Origin of the sequence: Devosia sp. Root685 (assembly GCF_001427875.1) — a bacterium.
Lineage (GTDB): Bacteria > Pseudomonadota > Alphaproteobacteria > Rhizobiales > Devosiaceae > Devosia.
In genome coordinates, this window is record NZ_LMHK01000003.1 from 66,325 (window position 1) to 82,759 (window position 16,435).

General features: G+C 61.0%; 16 protein-coding genes and 1 tRNA gene. 8 read left to right on the forward strand and 9 right to left on the reverse strand.

Annotated elements, in window-relative coordinates; genetic code table 11:
• Positions 1-46: 46 nt before the first annotated feature.
• Both ASD83_RS15495 and ASD83_RS15500 read left to right on the forward strand, forming a co-directional pair.
• On the forward strand, positions 47-433 hold the full coding sequence (locus ASD83_RS15495; RefSeq protein ID WP_082561311.1) for an endonuclease domain-containing protein: 387 nt from the start codon (positions 47-49) through the stop codon (positions 431-433).
• Positions 434-662: 229 nt separating this feature from the next.
• Positions 663-1,349 carry a PadR family transcriptional regulator gene (locus tag ASD83_RS15500; RefSeq protein ID WP_056312599.1) on the forward strand — a complete coding sequence of 229 codons (687 nt, stop codon included), beginning with the start codon at positions 663-665 and terminating at the stop codon, positions 1,347-1,349.
• A 101-nt stretch (positions 1,350-1,450) separates the two neighbouring features.
• On the opposite strand, the gene ASD83_RS15505 is transcribed toward ASD83_RS15500, so the two are convergent.
• The gene (locus tag ASD83_RS15505) at positions 1,451-2,143 is read right to left on the reverse strand and encodes a TetR/AcrR family transcriptional regulator (RefSeq protein ID WP_056313292.1); all 693 of its coding nucleotides are present in this window, start codon (positions 2,141-2,143) and stop codon (positions 1,451-1,453) included.
• Positions 2,144-2,482: 339 nt separating this feature from the next.
• On the opposite strand from ASD83_RS15505, the gene ASD83_RS15510 reads away from it, so the two are divergent.
• The 3 genes from ASD83_RS15510 (at position 2,483) to ASD83_RS15520 (ending at position 5,719) form a co-directional block, all read left to right on the forward strand.
• Entirely contained in the window at positions 2,483-3,634 is a 1,152-nt protein-coding gene (locus ASD83_RS15510; protein WP_056312601.1) for a Gfo/Idh/MocA family protein, read from the forward strand.
• Between the two features lie 94 nt (positions 3,635-3,728).
• Positions 3,729-4,898 carry a dihydrodipicolinate synthase family protein gene (locus tag ASD83_RS15515; protein ID WP_056312603.1) on the forward strand — a complete coding sequence of 390 codons (1,170 nt, stop codon included), beginning with the start codon at positions 3,729-3,731 and terminating at the stop codon, positions 4,896-4,898.
• The gene (locus tag ASD83_RS15520; protein ID WP_056312605.1) at positions 4,895-5,719 is read left to right on the forward strand and encodes a sugar phosphate isomerase/epimerase family protein; all 825 of its coding nucleotides are present in this window, start codon (positions 4,895-4,897) and stop codon (positions 5,717-5,719) included. The genes ASD83_RS15515 and ASD83_RS15520 overlap by 4 nt, the downstream gene beginning before the upstream one ends.
• A 284-nt stretch (positions 5,720-6,003) precedes the next feature.
• Here ASD83_RS15520 and ASD83_RS15525 read toward each other — a convergent pair whose 3' ends face one another.
• The 3 genes from ASD83_RS15525 to ASD83_RS15535 all read right to left on the reverse strand — a co-directional run bounded on the left by ASD83_RS15525 (position 6,004) and on the right by ASD83_RS15535 (position 9,010).
• Positions 6,004-6,384 (reverse strand): hypothetical protein, encoded by a 381-nt coding sequence (locus ASD83_RS15525; protein ID WP_056312607.1) that lies wholly within the window; start codon positions 6,382-6,384, stop codon positions 6,004-6,006.
• 398 nt (positions 6,385-6,782) lie between these two features.
• Positions 6,783-7,976, reverse strand: a complete 1,194-nt coding sequence (locus ASD83_RS15530) for a class I SAM-dependent RNA methyltransferase (RefSeq protein WP_056312609.1) — start codon at positions 7,974-7,976, stop codon at positions 6,783-6,785.
• Positions 7,977-8,011: 35 nt separating this feature from the next.
• Complete coding sequence (locus tag ASD83_RS15535; RefSeq protein ID WP_056312611.1) at positions 8,012-9,010, reverse strand: complex I NDUFA9 subunit family protein; 999 nt, start codon at positions 9,008-9,010, stop codon at positions 8,012-8,014.
• 143 nt (positions 9,011-9,153) lie between these two features.
• Here ASD83_RS15535 and ASD83_RS15540 point away from each other — a divergent pair, with 143 nt between their 5' ends.
• From ASD83_RS15540 to ASD83_RS15550, 3 genes are all read left to right on the forward strand, one after another.
• Positions 9,154-9,516 carry a GFA family protein gene (locus ASD83_RS15540; RefSeq protein WP_056312613.1) on the forward strand — a complete coding sequence of 121 codons (363 nt, stop codon included), beginning with the start codon at positions 9,154-9,156 and terminating at the stop codon, positions 9,514-9,516.
• Positions 9,517-9,572: 56 nt separating this feature from the next.
• Positions 9,573-9,657, forward strand: a tRNA-Leu gene (locus ASD83_RS15545).
• Between the two features lie 109 nt (positions 9,658-9,766).
• Positions 9,767-11,428, forward strand: coding sequence for a site-specific integrase (locus ASD83_RS15550; RefSeq protein ID WP_056312615.1), 1,662 nt, complete (start codon positions 9,767-9,769; stop codon positions 11,426-11,428).
• 50 nt (positions 11,429-11,478) lie between these two features.
• On the opposite strand, the gene ASD83_RS15555 is transcribed toward ASD83_RS15550, so the two are convergent.
• The 5 genes from ASD83_RS15555 to ASD83_RS15575 form a co-directional block, all read right to left on the reverse strand.
• Entirely contained in the window at positions 11,479-13,848 is a 2,370-nt protein-coding gene (locus ASD83_RS15555) for a hypothetical protein (protein WP_056312617.1), read from the reverse strand.
• An 87-nt stretch (positions 13,849-13,935) separates the two neighbouring features.
• A complete protein-coding gene (rnhA, locus tag ASD83_RS15560; protein ID WP_244489206.1) occupies positions 13,936-14,460 on the reverse strand; it encodes a ribonuclease HI in 525 nt (174 codons plus the stop codon).
• A gap of 67 nt (positions 14,461-14,527) precedes the next feature.
• Positions 14,528-15,064: a hypothetical protein gene (locus tag ASD83_RS15565; RefSeq protein WP_156386007.1), complete on the reverse strand. Its 537-nt coding sequence runs from the start codon at positions 15,062-15,064 to the stop codon at positions 14,528-14,530.
• A gap of 56 nt (positions 15,065-15,120) precedes the next feature.
• On the reverse strand, positions 15,121-15,573 hold the full coding sequence (locus ASD83_RS15570) for a hypothetical protein (protein WP_056312623.1): 453 nt from the start codon (positions 15,571-15,573) through the stop codon (positions 15,121-15,123).
• On the reverse strand, positions 15,573-15,836 hold the full coding sequence (locus ASD83_RS15575) for a hypothetical protein (protein WP_056312625.1): 264 nt from the start codon (positions 15,834-15,836) through the stop codon (positions 15,573-15,575). Before ASD83_RS15575 ends, ASD83_RS15570 begins: the two co-directional genes overlap by 1 nt.
• Positions 15,837-16,435: the final 599 nt, after the last annotated feature.

Consider the following 16,435-nt stretch of genomic DNA (forward strand, 5'->3'; position numbering starts at 1 on the left):
CCCTTGATGGGGGAGGATGGGAGGGGGTGATCGGGGGCGTGAGGAAATGACGCGGGACTCGCTGCCACGAAAGCTCAGGCGCCAACCCACGCCGCCGGAAATTCGCTTCTGGCGGCTCATTCATCCGCTGCGCGAAGCGGGCTGGCACTTTCGCAAGCAATCCCCGATCGGGCGCTATGTCGTGGACTTCGTGTGCCATCGGGCCAAGCTGATCGTCGAGATCGATGGCGATTCCCATTACCTGCCCGAGGGAATGGCGCGCGATGTGGTGCGGACGCGCTTCCTTGTGGGTGAGGGGTTTCGGGTGGTCCGGTTCACCAATTCCGATGTGATGACGGCGGAGGAAGGCGTGTACCTCGAAGTGGTGAGGGGACTTGAAAGCACCGAAGTCACCCCCTCCCGGCCTCCCCCATCAAGGGGGAGGTGTCACTGAATTCGCTATGGCGAATTCGGTTGGGGACGGTGGATTGGGCGAGAATCGTCCCCCACCCGCCGGCTCGGTTGGGGACTGTGGGTGGGAGAGAATAGTGCCGAAGCCCAAGGTGCTCTCCTGGTAGACGCCCAGTCGATCACATTACCATTCTTTCATAAGATATATCTTGAAACTGTCTCTGGGCGTTCCGACCTCATTGGTCAGGAACAAAACATATCGGAGACACATCATGTCTTACTGGCGGAATGGCGAACCCAATTGGCGGCGTTTTGAGCAGATGGCGCGTCGCGGCTGGGGCAAAGTGCAGAATTTTAGCGAAGAAGACCTTGGCAATATCGGCGGCAATTTTCGCGTGGGCCGCATGCTGGCTTCGGGCGATGTGCGCCTTGTGGCGCTTTATCTCATCGAGCAGCAGCCCCGGCACGGCTATGATCTGATCAAGGCTATCGAAGAGCGGTCCAACGGCGTTTATTCGCCGAGCCCCGGCATCGTCTATCCGGCGCTGACCTATCTTGAGGAAGCCGGCTATGTGACCTCGTCGGCCGAGGGCAATAAAAAACTCTATACCATTACCGACGAAGGCCGGACGCATCTGAATGAAAACCGCGAGGCGGTGGCTTCGACGCTGGATTTTCTGGCGCGGACCGGCGAGCAGTTCAACCGGTTTCGTGAGTTCGTCCGGGCCGATTGGCCCTTTGGCGGGCGGCCCGGGGAGGGCAACGAGCCGCATCGCGGGGGTGAAGACCGGCCGCTCCATGACGCGGTGCCGGAACTGGATCAGGCGCGAAAAGCCCTGAAGGGGGCGATCCGCAAGGCACGGCATGGCTCGGAAGAGCATCAGCGCCGGGCGGCCGAGATTTTGCGTCGCGCGGCGGCAGAGGTCGATGGGCTGAGCGAGGATGACGTGGATCTCTAGGGGCGCTTGTTGCCTTGGGGGCATCGCACCCCCACCCATCCTCCCCCTGATAGGGGGAGGGGTCGGGCTGGTGGCTGGGGGGCGATGAGCCCCCTGATCAGCTAGGCGCCCGGCTTGGTCTTGAGATAATCGAGCACCATCTGCACGGCGTGGGCTTCGCGCTCTTGCACCATGGCGACGCTCGATAGGTCGCGCTCGAAGATGACCGAGAGCGTTGCCGTATTGGACACGTAGAAAAAGCCCAGCGCGGCGACCGAAATATAGAGCTGCACCGGATCGACGTCGCGGCGGAAAATGTTCGCTTCATTGCCCCGGGCGATGATCTCGGCGATCTGCCCCACAAGCGGGGAATGCAGCGCCTTGATATCGGGCAGGGTTTTCAAAAACCGCGCATTTTCGATGTTTTCCGTGCCGAGAAGGCGCGGGAACCAGGGATTGGCGAGGAAGTGGCGGAAGGTGAAGCGCACCAGACGATCCATGGCCTGGGCCGGATCATATTGATCGAGCGACAGCGCCCGTTCGCCCTTGCGAATCTCCTGATAGGCATCGAGCAGCACGGCCCGGTAGAGATCTTCCTTATTGCCGAAATAGTGGTAGAGCAGGCGCTTGTTGGCGCCGGCCCGATCGGCAATGGCATCGACCCGGGCGCCTTCAAAACCGCGATCGGCAAATTCGACGCGCGCGGCCGCAAGAATTGAGGCCTTAGTTTTCGCCGAATTGCGCGTGCGTTTGACGGCGGGTTCGGGCTTGCTGCTAGGGTTCTCGGCCGCGGCGGTTGAACTTGTGTCTGACACGTTTGGTACCGCCGGATGCGTTCTTTTGGGGGCCGATGACGTCGGGAATGGCCAATAGCAGCCGCTTTCCCGCCGGTAAAGCTGCGCGGCAGAGGCATAGGCGAGCAAGGCTCCGCCGATCGGCCGGAAGCGCCTCCCCCAAAATCCTCCCCGGCCGCTTCGGGCCATTGCCGGAAGTCTGGGCGGCACGCCTGCACCTGTCAAGTACAAGTAACCGGGCAGTGCTTCGAGGCGTGACCTATCCGTGCTCTTTCCGGCATGAACGCGCTTGACGGTGGCCCGCGGCTGGCTGTAGGTAAGTAACTAAGCAGTTACACCGCAAAGCGGTCGGAGGAGTGAATGGCGGAAAAGCGTATCGGCATCATCATGCACGGCGTCACGGGGCGCATGGGCTATAACCAGCATCTGGTGCGGTCCATCCTCGCCATTCGCGATCAGGGCGGCATTGCGCTGAAGAATGGCGATCGTCTGGTCGTCGATCCGATCATTGTCGGGCGCGACCGCGACAAGATCGAGCGCCTCGCAAAGAAGCACAATATTGCGCGCTGGGGCAGCGATCTCGATGCGGCTTTGGCCAATCCCGATGACACGATCTTTTTTGACGCCGGCACGACGCTGATGCGCGCCGGGCTGCTCGAAAGGGCGCTGGCCGCGGGCAAACACGTCTATTGCGAAAAGCCGACTTCGGATGATCTCGAAGTGGCGGTCAATCTGGCCAAAACCGCCCGCGCTTCGGGGTTGAAGCACGGCGTCGTGCAGGACAAGCTGTTCCTGCCGGGCCTGATGAAGATCAAGATGCTGCGCGATTCCGGCTTTTTCGGCGAGATTCTCTCGGTGCGCGGCGAGTTCGGCTATTGGGTTTTTGAAGGCGACTGGCAGAAGGCGCAGCGTCCGTCTTGGAACTACCGCAAGGCCGATGGCGGCGGCATCATCCTCGATATGCTCTGCCACTGGCGCTATGTGCTCGACAATCTCTTCGGCGAAGTGAAGGCGGTCTCCTGCCTCGGCGCGACGCACATTCCCGAGCGCGTCGACGAAAATGGCAAGCGTTTCAAGGCCGATACCGATGACGCGGCTTACGCGACCTTCGAGCTTGAAGGCGGGGTCGTGGCGCAGATCAATTCGAGCTGGACGACCCGCGTGCGCCGCGATGATCTCGTGACGTTCCATGTCGACGGCACCAAGGGCTCGGCGGTTGCCGGGCTTCACAAGTGCTGGACCCAGCATCGCGTCAATACGCCCAAGCCGGTGTGGAACCCCGACCAGCCCCAGACCATGAATTTCTTCAACGATTGGGAAGAAGTTCCGGACAACTGGCCGGCCGATAACGGCTTTAAGGTGCAGTGGGAAATGTTCCTCCGCCACGTCGCCGAAGACGCGCCATGGGAATATGGTCTCGAAGCCGGCGCCAAGGGCGTGCAGCTGGCTGAGCTTGGTTTGAAGAGCTGGGCGGAACGCCGCTGGCTCGATGTGCCCAAGCTGGAATTCTGAGGGTCCAGGACCCTTTTTCATCCACGCACCAATGTCACCCGGGCGAAGGCCAGGGTGACATCCGAGTATGCGAAGGCCTTGAGGGGGAAAACCCATGCCGACCATCAACCTGCCCAATCCTGACCGCTCGATCACGCCCTATGCTTTGACGGGCGACCCGATCCCCTTCGTCAAATTCAAGTCGACGGATTTTTCCCGTATCGCTTATGCGGCGGCCCATGTCGTTGCCGATCCGCTGGCATCGAACGATCCCTGGCTGAGCCCGGCGATCGATTGGGATACGACGCTGAAATTCCGTCATCGGCTCTGGGATCTGGGCTTGGGCGTTGCCGAGGCCATGGATACGGCCCAGCGCGGCATGGGTTTAGGCTGGACCGAAGCCAAGGAGCTGATCCGTCGTGCTCAGGCGGAAGCGCGTACGCGGGACGATGCGCTTATTGCTTACGGCGCGGGCACCGATCATCTGGCGCCGGGGCCGGATGTGACGATCGACGATATTTTGCGCGCCTATGACGAGCAGGTTGGCTTTGTCGAGGGCGAAGGCGGCCGGGTCATTTTGATGGCGAGCCGTGCGCTGGCGGCGGCGGCAAAATCGCCGGACGATTATGCCCGGGTCTATGGCCATGTACTGAGCCAGGTGAAGCAGCCGGTGATCATGCATTGGCTGGGCGAAATGTTCGATCCGGCGCTGCAGGGCTATTGGGGCAATATCGATCATGACGCGGCGATGGACGTCTGCCTCGATGTGATCGCTGCCAATGCCGACAAGGTCGATGGCATCAAGATTTCGCTGCTTTCGGCCGAGAAGGAAATCGCCATGCGCCGCCGCCTGCCGGCGAATGTAAAAATGTATACCGGCGACGATTTCAATTATGCCGAACTGATCGCCGGCGACGACCAGGGTTTTTCCCACGCGCTGCTCGGCATTTTTGATGCTATCGCACCGGCCGCCTCGGCGGGTCTTGCTGCCTTGGGGCGTGGCAATACCAACGAGTTCTTCGATATTCTGGAACCTACCGTGCCGCTGAGCCGGCATATCTTTGCGGCCCCGACCCGGTTTTATAAGACCGGCGTGGTGTTCCTTGCCTATCTCAACGGGCTGCAGGACCATTTTTCCATGATCGGCGGGCAGCAATCGACCCGCTCGGTGCAGCATCTTTCCGAACTTTTCCGCCTTGCCGACAAGGCGCGTGTGTTGGCCGACCCCGACCTCGCCACCGCCCGCATGAAGCAGGTTCTCGCTGTGAATGGGGTGTCGGCATGACCGCGCGCAAAATCTCGCTCAATCTCGCGACCACGCGCCAGCAATGGGGTTTTGCCGAAGCGGTGGATGGGTGTCTCCGCGCCGGGATCACCGCCATTTCGCCCTGGCGCGACCAGATCGCGGCCATCGGGCTCGACGAAGCGGCGCGCATCGTCAAAGCCAACGGTTTGCAGGTGACGGGCGTCTGCCGGGGCGGCATGTTTCCGGCCGAGACGGCCGAGGGGCGCCAAAAGCAGATCGAGGATAATCTGCGCGCGATCGATGAAGCATCAGCGCTCAATGCCGATTGCCTCGTGCTGGTGGTTGGGGGGCTGCCGGGCGCGTCAAAAGACCTGCCGGCGGCCCGGCAGATGGTGACCGACGGCATTGCGGCCATGCTGCCGCATGCCAAGGCGTCGGGGGTGAAAATCGCCATCGAGCCGCTGCATCCGATGTATGCGGCGGACCGGGCCTGCGTGAACACCGTGGATCAGGCGCTCGATATCTGCGAGACGCTGGGCGAGACCGTTGGCGTCGCCATCGACGTCTATCATGTGTGGTGGGACCCGAACCTGGCGCAGGCTATTGCGCGGGCTGGGCGCATGAAGCGGATTTTTGCGCATCACATCTGCGACTGGCTGGTGCCGACCAAGGATATGCTGCTCGATCGCGGCATGATGGGCGATGGGGTCATTGATCTCAAAGCCATTCGCAAGATGATCGAGGACGCCGGATTCTTCGGGCCCCAGGAAGTGGAAATCTTCTCTGAGGACAATTGGTGGAAGCGGCCGGGCGACGAGGTGCTGGCGGTGATCAAGGAGCGGGTGGCGACGGTCTGCTGAAGGGTTTGCCGCAATACTGTTTCAACCCCACTGGCTGTCACCCCGTCGAAGGACGGGGCCCATCTTGAGATTTCAGGATGGGTCCCGGCCTTCGCCGGGATGACAATCGCGTTTTTGGGGCAGTTCACTCGATCAGTTCAGAAAAACGGGAACCCCTGTTTTGAAACAAAGGTCCCCGCTTTCGCCGCGAAAGCGCGTGGTCTAAAAAAGCCCATACAAAAGGCCGCGCACCGGGAGGGCTCCGGTGCGCGGCCTTTTGCTCCTCCTGGGAGGGAGCGAGGGGATCAGACGCGGTTGAACGTCAGCGTCTGGCAGAAAATGCCGGCGCGGCAGCCGGTGATTTTGATCGTGTCGGGGGAAACCTGCTTCACGGTCGCGGCGGCCTGGGCGCCGTCATAGACCACGGTACCCTTCCATTCATTGGACGCGACCTGCTGGGCCGATACGACCTGCTTGTTGACGAGGGCGAGGTTGTCGGGCGTGCGCGACTTGCCCTGCACGTCCTTGAGGACGCCGCAGAGGTCGGTGCCGTCGCCGCAGAGCTTGAATTCGAAGGCCGTGCCGAAATTATCGACCCAGGCGCCATTGGGATTGACGTTCTGGGCAGCGGCCGGAAAGGCGAAAAAGGTCAGCGCAATGGGAAGGGCGAGGGCGTAACGTAGCATGGGTTTTCTCCGAAAGGATGAACTCGCTGCAGCGCAACGCCGCGCCAGAAGCACCCTCTTGATGTGTTTGTGTAACGGTCCAACGCCGAAGCCGGCCGAAGGTTTCATGGTGAATAGAACTATAAAAATCGGCCAAACTAAGATTTTGTAAAAATCCGGAATTTCCTAGGGATTTCAACTGTATTACTGGTTTGCACCAAGTGCATGCCAGCACTGTTGCCTTAGTATGGCCCCAGATATTGCCCGGATTTAAGACAATCGGGGCGTTTCAAGTAGACTCTATCCCGAAGCGATGCGCGTGGGCCTCCACTCGCTCGACTTCGTGGTTCGAGGCTTTGCTCCGCAAAGCACCTCACCATGAGGTCTCCTGGATGGCCGTTGCAGAGCAAAGAAACGCGCTAGCGCCGGAACGTGGCGGCAATTTCGATATGGGTCGAATAGGTGAACTGATCGACCGCCATCAGGTCCGAGAGGACGAAACCGGCCTTGACCAGCAGCGCCGCATCGCGGGCAAAGCTTTTGGCGTCGCAGGCGATCATCACCACATGCTTGAGCTTTGAGGCGGCGATTTCCTTGACCTGTGCCTCGGCGCCGGCGCGCGGCGGATCAAGCACCACGGCATCGTAGGGGAGTTCGAACCGTGTCAGCGGCTCGCGAAAGAGGTCGCGCGACTTGACGGTGACGGCCTTGAGGCCTTTGGCGTAGCGCACGGCCTTGTCGAGCGCCTGAACTGCCGGTTTGTCGCTATCGGCGGCGAAAACCGTCGCCTTTTCGGCAAGGCGCAGCGCGAAGGGGCCGACGCCGCAAAAGAGGTCGGCGACCGATTTGGCCTTGCCCACGGCTTCGCTCACATAGGCGGCCAGCACATTTTCGGCCTCTTCGGTCGCCTGCAAAAAGCTGCCGATGGGGAGTTCGACATCACCTTTACCCATGGTGAGGCGCGGCATCTGCGCGAGGAACAGCATTTCATTATTGAAGGCGAGCCGGGCGAGGCGAAAGCGATTGCCGAGCGCAATCAGCCGGTCGCCTTTTAGTCCCTTGACGCTGCTTTTGACCGAGACATCGAGGCCGGTATTGGTGGCGGTCAGGCTGACATCGCAGGGGCCGATCATGGCGCCAATGGCGCGGGCAATGTCGGACGCTGGTTTGAGGGCCGGCACCAGAATGGGGCAGGTATCGAGATCGAGCAGGTCGTGACTGCGCAGCCGCATATAGCCGGCCGCATCTTTTCGCGCGTGGAGGGTGGCGCGCCGCCGTCCGGCTCCACCCGCCGCCACGAACTTTTGCACCTTTGCGTCCACGCCGGCCTGCAGGAGCGGGGTTTCGACGAGGCTGGTTTTGAAGGCGCGATAGGCCTCGGGCGCCATGTGCTGCAACTGGCAGCCGCCACAGACGCCATAATGGGCGCAGATGGGACCTGCCCGGTCGGCAGAGGGCTTCAGCACGTCTACCAGCGTGCCGCGTTCGCCTTCGCGAGTGAGGCTAATTTCCTCTCCCGGCAGGGCAAAAGGTACAAAAATACGCTCGCCCTCGATATGGGCGACGCCCTCGCCCTTGTGGCCGAGATATTCGATTGTGGTCGATAGGGTCATGACGATCCGGGGCTTGCTGCCCCGGAACTAGCCTTTTATCGGCTGTTTGCCAATGAGACGTCGCCGGTCTTGGGGCGATCGAACTGGCCGTGCTTGCTGAACCGCCACATATATTGCGGCAGGATCGTATCCATCGCGGTCGGGACGATGCCGAAGGCGGCAAGGGTGCGCTTGTCCTTGATCGCCGCGTCGGAGACGACATTGTCGACGCCGAGCAGCTCGATCTGGTCAGAGGTGACCAGCGGAGCGACCGGCAGGATGGCGAAAGGCAAAGCCAGGAGCTTGGCGATCCCGGAGGGCAGGGCGACCAGTGGGCGCTTGCGGCCGGTTTCGCGCAGCACGCGGGCGAGGAGATCCTTGTGGGTTTCCACATTGGGGCCACCGAGCTCGTAAACCCGGCCGGTCTTCACCTTGCCTTCGGCGGCAGCGACGATGGCGTCGGCGACATCGCCGACATGCACGGGCTGGAAGCGCGAGGCGCCCGAAATCACCGGCATGACCGGCAGCATGCGGGCCAGAAAGCCCATCTTGTTGAAGAAGCCGTCGCCATGGCCGAAGATCAGCGAGGGACGCAGAATGACCGCCTGCGGGAAAGCCTCGAGCACGGCCTGTTCGCCGGCAAGCTTGCTCGCCGCATAGTCGCTGACTTCGGCGGCCGTGTCGGCACCGAGCGCCGAGACATGGACCAGCGCCGAAACGCCGGCCGATTTGGCGGCGCGGGCGATGGCACCGGCGCCATCGGTGTTCACGGCAGCAAAAGTCTGCTTGCCGCCTTCATAGCCGAGGCCGACGAGATTGATGACCATATCGGCGCCCGCAACGGCGCGCTGGACGGATGCTTCATTGCGCACATTGGCCTGGATCGGGACGATCTGGCCGACGCCGCCGAGCATTTTTGCGTCACCGGCAAGGTCCGGCCGGCGCACGGCGAGACGAATGCGATAGCCGGCACGGGCGAGAACCTGGGCCAGATGGGTCCCGACAAATCCCGAACCGCCGAAGACTGTGACGAGTTTGGGCGAGAAGCGATCCATTTTGGACTCCGGCAAGGCGTTTGGGCACAAAGTTTGGAATGCTTCTATCCCAGCAAAGCCGCTGATGTCGAGGCATTCGTGATGGCGTGGCGCTTGACTCGCGACAGAAAATGTTCTTCGTTTGTTCTAGTAAGGAGACCGTCATGGCCGAGAAACAAGATTATGAGGGCCAGTGCCACTGTGGCGCTGTGCGCTTTTCCGCCCGCACCGATTTTTCGGGTCTGGGCGATTGCAACTGTTCGCGCTGCCGCAGGCTAGGCTGGGTCATGCAATCGGTGCCGGAAGCCGATTTTACGCTGCTTGCCGGTGCGGACAATCTCACGACCTATCGGTTCAACACCGAAATGATCGACCATCTGTTTTGCAAGACCTGCGGCATCGAGTCTTTTGCGCGCGGTTCCGACGGCAAGGGCAACATCATGTATATGGTCAATGTGAGCTGTCTCGAAAACCCGCCCAAGGTTGATCGGGACGCGATAAAGCACTGGGATGGGGCAAACTTCTAAAAACGCTCACATGCCCGTTGACTTTGAATTGGCTGGGCCCTAGTTACACGCCCGTCGCCCAGATGGCGGAATTGGTAGACGCGCACGGTTCAGGTCCGTGTACCGCAAGGTGTGAAGGTTCGAGTCCTTTTCTGGGCACCAATATTCTCCGAAGCCGTTGATACGGTGGAGAAATCCGCATAAACAATGGCTTAGGGGCCGCTGCTAGTCCAAACACTTGGTACAAAGCAGCGGTCCCGTGGGTCATCTAGTGCAAAACCTCTACCTCATCCGAAATCGCTGGAAATTCCGCAGGGCGATCCCTGAGCGGTTGCGTCCGCATATTGATGGGCAAATCACCGAGTTCGTCCGGTGGTTGGGTTCGCACGAGGGGCAGGGCAAAAGTCCGTTGCCCAATATCACCGCCCGATATTCCAAAGTTGCCAGCGAATGCGCTGCGCTGATCGTTATGGCTGAGAAGCGGGCGACGGGGCATTTCGATGCTCTGAATGCGGAAACTATCGCTCACCTGATAGGGAAAGCCCGGCATGACCTTATGCACGAGGATGATGAGGCCCGCTTCGACAGTGCGGACGAGGAGGTTCATGCGGCTGTGCATGGTCAGCTTTCGGCGCTGGGGGGCAGCAGTAACGGCCCTCCCCGACCTGACCGCCGGTGGGAGAACCGCCAAGGGGACCTAGAAGCCTCTCTAGAAATGAACCGCCATGCCTATTCCCGAGGCCGTATTGACGACTTCATTCGGGATGAGGTCGTCGACCGCTGCGCTGGTTTTGGTCTCCGAGTGGACACTGCAAGCGACGGCTTCCGCAATCTGGCGCGGGCGTATCTCGCGTTGAGTATCGAGGTGGCGGAGAAGGCCCTACAGCGGCAGACCGGGGAAATCCTACCCACTCCCGCGCCGCCCCCGCCTATCGCCGCCCATGCCGTTCGCAAGCCAGCGAAACAAACCATCACAGGGCTCGCCACCGATTGGTGGAAAGAGGCGGAACGAACCGGACGCTCGCGGAGCACAATGGAAGCCTACACTCGGGCCGCGCAGCAGCTATCCGATTTTCTCGGGCACGATGACGCAAATGCTGTCGGAAATATCGACATTGTCCGCTTCAAGGATTTCCGAATTGAGCAGGGAAAGACCTCGAAAACCGTCAAGAACGGAGACCTCTCGGCGCTAAAGGTTCTGTTCACGTGGGGCGTTGCCAATCACAGGGTCGCGGTCCACCCCGGCACGGTCAGCTTGAGCGTTGGAAAAAGGAAGCGAACCCGACCGCCGGGTTTCACCGATGCCGAAGCGGTCTCTATTCTTGCCGCCGCCGCCAATTATGAGCCGGATGGACGCGAGCCTAGTCAAATCACCAAGGGAAAGCGGTGGGTTCCGTGGCTATTGGCCTATACAGGTGCGCGCCTTGGCGAGATGGCACAGCTTCGGAAGGAAGACGTTCGACATGAGGATGGTCGCTGGATCATGCGGCTGACCCCGGAGGCCGGAACCATCAAGACGGGCGATTACCGAGACGTTGTAATGCACCCCCATCTGGTTCAGGCGGGTTTCCCCGAGTTCGTCCGAAAGGCACCGGCGGGGCACCTTTTCCTCAAGATCACGAGAGAAGGCCCCGCTGGCGTTCGCGGCGCTCTCCGCACCACCAAGAACCGAGTGACCGTATTTGTGCGTGGCGTTGTCACCGACCCCAATGTCCAACCAAATCACGCTTGGCGTCATCGCTTTGAGACCACCACTAGTAGGCTGCAGAAGCGCATGGACACAACCAATGCGATTACAGGTCACAGCAAAAAGAACTCCGCTGCGGACTACGGAGACAACGGTCCTGACGTACAGGAGGCGTTCTTTGCCGACTGGCCTTGGTTCGATGTGGAAATGAAACGCAACAAAGAAGCCCCCGCCAGCACTCCATAAGGAAAACCAGCGAGGGCCATACGGTCGCCCTTCCGGGCCTCCGTTCAGTATCAGTTGAGGAGCGCGGCGGCTTCCTCAGGGGTGAGACCCCAGAGCTTGACCTCTGAGGCCAGCCGGGCGTCCAGTTCGTCCTCCATCTGGGCGGCGTAGCGATTGCTGGCCTGTCCATTCTGGGATTGGATTTGATTGATGTAGGCCCGTTCCTCGGCAAGTTGGGCCTTGTACTGGGCGAGGTATTGGGTGCGCTCCTGACCCTTCAATTCGAGGAGTTCGGTGGTGCGCTGTTCGGCTTCGCGGGTGATGACGCCACGCTGACGCTGGAGGGACTGAGGGGTGATGATTGTCGAGGAGATCGGGCCGCCCAGATACTTGGACCACACCGCCCATTTGCTGCCGCCGCTCGCTGGCACCAGATAGAGGTCCTCCACTCCGCGCCCGCCATTCCGGTCCCCGAACACGTCGATGACCTCCTGCAACTCCCTCTTAGCCAGCGCCGGGAAATCATCCGGCAAATCCCGGTGGTCCATTAGGAGCATCCCATTGATGGTCAGGAAGTTGTCCTTGACCTCGGCGCGGAGCATCTGGTCGATCTGGCGAATGTCCATCGCCCCGCCCATGGAAAGACCGTGGATGCGCTCTTTCAGATAGGTGAGGTTGAGGGCATTGGCGTCCGCTCCTTGGTCCCGCAGGATGGTCTCGGCAAGCCGCGTGGCGTCGTTCTCGCTCACCAGCGACTTCACCTGCTCCATGATCGGCATGGCTAGGGTCTGGGCTGCGAGGTTGAGGGCTTCCTGCGGACCAAAACGGCGCACCGTGACGGCGTTGTCGTAGATTTCGAGGAACCGCTTCGAGTTCGGATCGGAGAGCAGAGTCGCGGTGTAAGGCGAGTTCTGCGCCTTGAGCGTCCGGTAGAGTTCGGCGTTCTCGGTGAGTGCCGCCAGCGTATTCCCGCCCTGCATGATCGTCTCGACCGTGGCCCGCCCGGCGATGCCGTTGAGGGTGTTGACCCACACGTCATTCTCGATGCGGTTGCCAGCGTACCATTCGAGGCGCGTGGCGTTGACCTGACGGGCGGCTTCCTCCTCGGGGACGCCATTTGCCTCTAGGCTGGCCTGTTGCTCCTGCAAGCTCTTCTCGAAGTGGGCCGTGACGGTCCCGACGATCTGGTCCTTGGTGAGGGTGCGGGTGCCGGTGCCTTCGACGTTCGGAATTTCCACATCAACAATGCGGTTGATCCCGCCCATATTGGTCATGGCGGCGAATGCTTGTCCGACGACCTGGGCCTCTGCCCCCTCGGAAAGCCTCCGAAGCTCTCGCTTCTGCTCCTCCGTTGCCGCCCGGTTCCTGATCTGCTGGAGATTGGCGGCGCTTTCCCGCACCCATCCGGCCAGCACGTCAGCGTCATAGGGATTGTTGGGGTCTGCCAGCATCTTGTCGGCGTCGGCCTGTGTGAAGGCCCCGGCGGCTTTGAGGGTGTCGATCTCAATGCGCCCGTGTAGGTCTGTCTCGATAGTCTTGCGGTCCCGTGTCGCGCCCGCCGCTTCGAGCATACGGAGGCCCTTGTCGGTGTATGCCGGGATCGAAATGAGCGAGGGCAGCTTGGCTCCGTCCGAGGTCGTGCGCTGTCCCTCCATGATCGCCCGCGCGATCCCCTCCTCCCCCTTGAGGGCATACTCATTGGCGATGGCAAAGAGCGTGTCATTCTGCTCCTGCCCCGTCATTTCGAGGAAGCTGCGATTGGCTGCGGACTGGGCAAAGACGAGCTGCGCTGCCTCCTGCGGAGTCTTGCCGTGAATGTCCATGGCGTCGTCAATGGTGGTGCGGAAGCTGCCGACCACGGCGGTGCTGATCTCCGTCTTGACCTCATTGATGGCGAGTTCCGCGTCCTTCTCCATCCACGACTGGAAATGGTCCCCGGTGAGCCGGTAGAAGTTGCCTTTGGCAATGTCGCTTTCGAGGCCGGAGGCGTACCGTTCGCGCATCTGGCTATAGGCGGAATGGGCGTCCCCGTTCGCGCGGTCAAACTCGGTGTTGTAGTAGGTCATCCATTCGGTGCGGAAGTCGGAGTTGGCGCGCTCACCCAGAAGGGCGAACATGGCGTCCTCGCGAACCCGGATACCGTCAGCTTCACCGGAGGCGGCAAGGGCCGATAGCTGGGTGGCGTCCATCTGCTGCGCCCGGCCAAGCCATTCACGGTGAGCCTTGGATTGCGGGTCCTCCTGCTCTTGATGCTGGACGGAGGCGTAGTTCTGGAGCGACTGATTGAGACCACCAAGGGCCTCCGCAAGAGCGCGGAGGTTACCCCCGGTTTCCCGCTGTTGGGGACGGATAAAGGTGCTGCCGGGGATGCCAGCCGGGCGCAGTGCGGTTTGCTGGAGTTGAGGGCGAGGAGTGCTGGTTCCGAATAGGCCATCGGCCATGAGTTAAGTCCTTGTTGGGGTTGAAATAGAAAGGCCCCGGCGATTGCTTGCCGAGGCCGTGGAGAGGGTTGGGGTTGGTTTGGTGGACTACGCTGCGGCGGCGGGCAGAAACGGCTCCATGCCCTTCCGTGCCAGTGCATCGGCTCGTTCATTGAGAGGGTTGCCAGCGTGGCCTTTGGTCCAGCGCCATTCGATATTGAGCCCCTGAACCGTCTGGTCCAGCTTCTCCCATAGCTCCCGGTTCTTGACTGGCTTCTTGTCACTGGTGCGCCAGCCGTTGGCCTTCCATTTCTCCAGCCGCACGGACATGCCGAGGACAACATATTCGCTGTCGCTGTAGAGCTTGATGGTCAGTGCCGGATCGAAGCCACCGCTGGACGCGAGAAGACCAATTCCGTGGATGGCAGCGGCAAGCTCCATCTGGTTGTTGGTGGTGGCGGGGAGACCTCCGCAATTCTCCTGCCGGTGGGAGGCGCTATTGCCTTCCCAGAAGATGATGATGGCTCCCCAGCCTCCGGGGCCGGGATTGCCTGAGCAAGCGCCGTCCGTGTGGATTGAGTAGTCGGTGTAGGTAGTCGTGGGCATAGCAATGCCGTTGTCAGACGCGCTCATGCGGTCTTCTCCGTTGTGGTTGATGTCATTTTTCAGGTTGTTATGGGCTTCCGTAATCTACCCACCATCAATCATGGTGCTGTACGGGAGACCCTTTCGGTGCCAGAGGGGCATTACGGCGAGCGACCGATGCTGCAAGCTGCCGACGACGAATAGCCTCATACTTGCTGACTATCGGCTGGGTGACGCCGATGATCCTCGCCTTCTCGGTCTGGGATAGGTCGGGATAGTAAAAAGCAAACCAGCAGACTTGCTCCTGCACGGGCATGTCGGGGTTCAACCGGCGTTCTCTAAAGGCTGCTAGGTGGTCTCGTGCGGTCTGCCCTAGGGTGGACAGTGCAGAGAACTCACCCACGGCGTCGTCCCACCGATGCTCAATCCAGCGACGACCATCGGGGCCGATCACGTCGAACTGCGTCCCCCGGTAAGATCGTTGGCGTTTGCCCCATCCTCGTTCTGTTACCCAGTTGGCTAGGCGGAGTTTGAGATTGCGGCCATGTCCCTCGGAGACAAGGAAACCGAGTTCAGCAAGGATGGCGCGGGTCCGTCGAGGGCCAACCCCTTTCATGTTGGCGAGTTCGGTGACGGTGATCCAATCCCCCATGCTAACCCGGAGAACTTCCCCGGTGCGTCTGTCGAGTACGTCTTGGTGGTATTCCACTAGGCCGCGCGTGGGGTGGACGATTGTGCTTCGGGGGCGAGCCGTTGGATGACGTCCAGCTTACCCCGGATTTCCCGAATGATGCGGAGTGGCTCGACCACGTTGTCAGGGACCCAGCCATAGTTGCAGAGCCGCTTGAGGTATCGCGCATCGCGAGAGACGGAGGACAGGACCGAGCCAAAGTCTGCCCAATCTGGGTCGGTGGGGCGATTGCCCTCCCGCTCGATTTGACGCAACGGCATTGCCAGTGACAGAGCCATGAAGAGGACCTCCAGCCGGGCTGCGAGGCGGGTTGGGTAGGTCACGTCAGGGTCAGCTTTCTTTCCGCCCTGCAAGGCTCTGGCGAGGTCCTTGACGGAGTAGAGCGTGGATTGCTTGAGGTCGTAAGTGGATTGGTTTTCGAGGAGCGTACGGGCTTCCTCGGGGGCTGGAGAGGGCACTGTTGTGCTCATCACTGGGTCTTCTTCCTTCCAGCCGCGATGATGGCTGCAAGGTCGTGGTCTATCGAACGAACCGCTGAGGCGGCAACTTCATCGCCGAATGTGGTGGCCAGCTTGGCAGCGCCTTGCTCGGACACAAACATTACCACCTCTGGTTCAGAAAGCGGTCCGTTAGGGTATTCAAAGTCTAAGGTCAGGTCCTCTGAGCTGAGCATTTTGATTGCCAACTCGAAGGAGGCGGTTTTGTCGACGGTATTGCTAGTGGCGAACGTCATGTTCGATTTCCTTGGTTTTGATGATCGTCACAGTCAGGCTGTGAAAACAGATAGGCTAACGCGGACGGCATAGTGCTGTTGTGATCCCGGATGCTGCCGGGTCAGATTGCGTTGTCATGGTATTCTTGAGCCGTGGGCGGTCGTGCTGACCCGCGCCCCTTCGCGGTCCCACGAGTTGACGCAATGCCACCCGCTCCGCTGCCCTTGCCGGTACTACCCGGTTCGGCGGCTAGGTAGGCACTCCGCCGTCCAGCATTATGCTGGTCCCGTGTACGGAGCCCCGCTCATTCATATCGTTCGGTTGGGCGTTATCGTCTTGGCCCATACGGTCCCGCTCGCCGCCCCGGTGGTCTCCGGGCAGCGTGGCATGAGTGCAATCGACCGGGCCACCCGAGGGTGACCAAACAGTTCAGGGTAAGTGCTGACATTGACGCGCACGGGTTCTCGCTCGGTGCCGGTAAGGGCTTCGAGAGGGGTCGGTACGGGTAACCCGAGGCCGGGTCGTGTCAGCTAGAGTTGACGGGGAGCCCCTTGCGGAGCCCGGCTACATCATCGTGGATAATCGGCCACGCACCTGTGTCGCACGGGCTTGCGGCCCG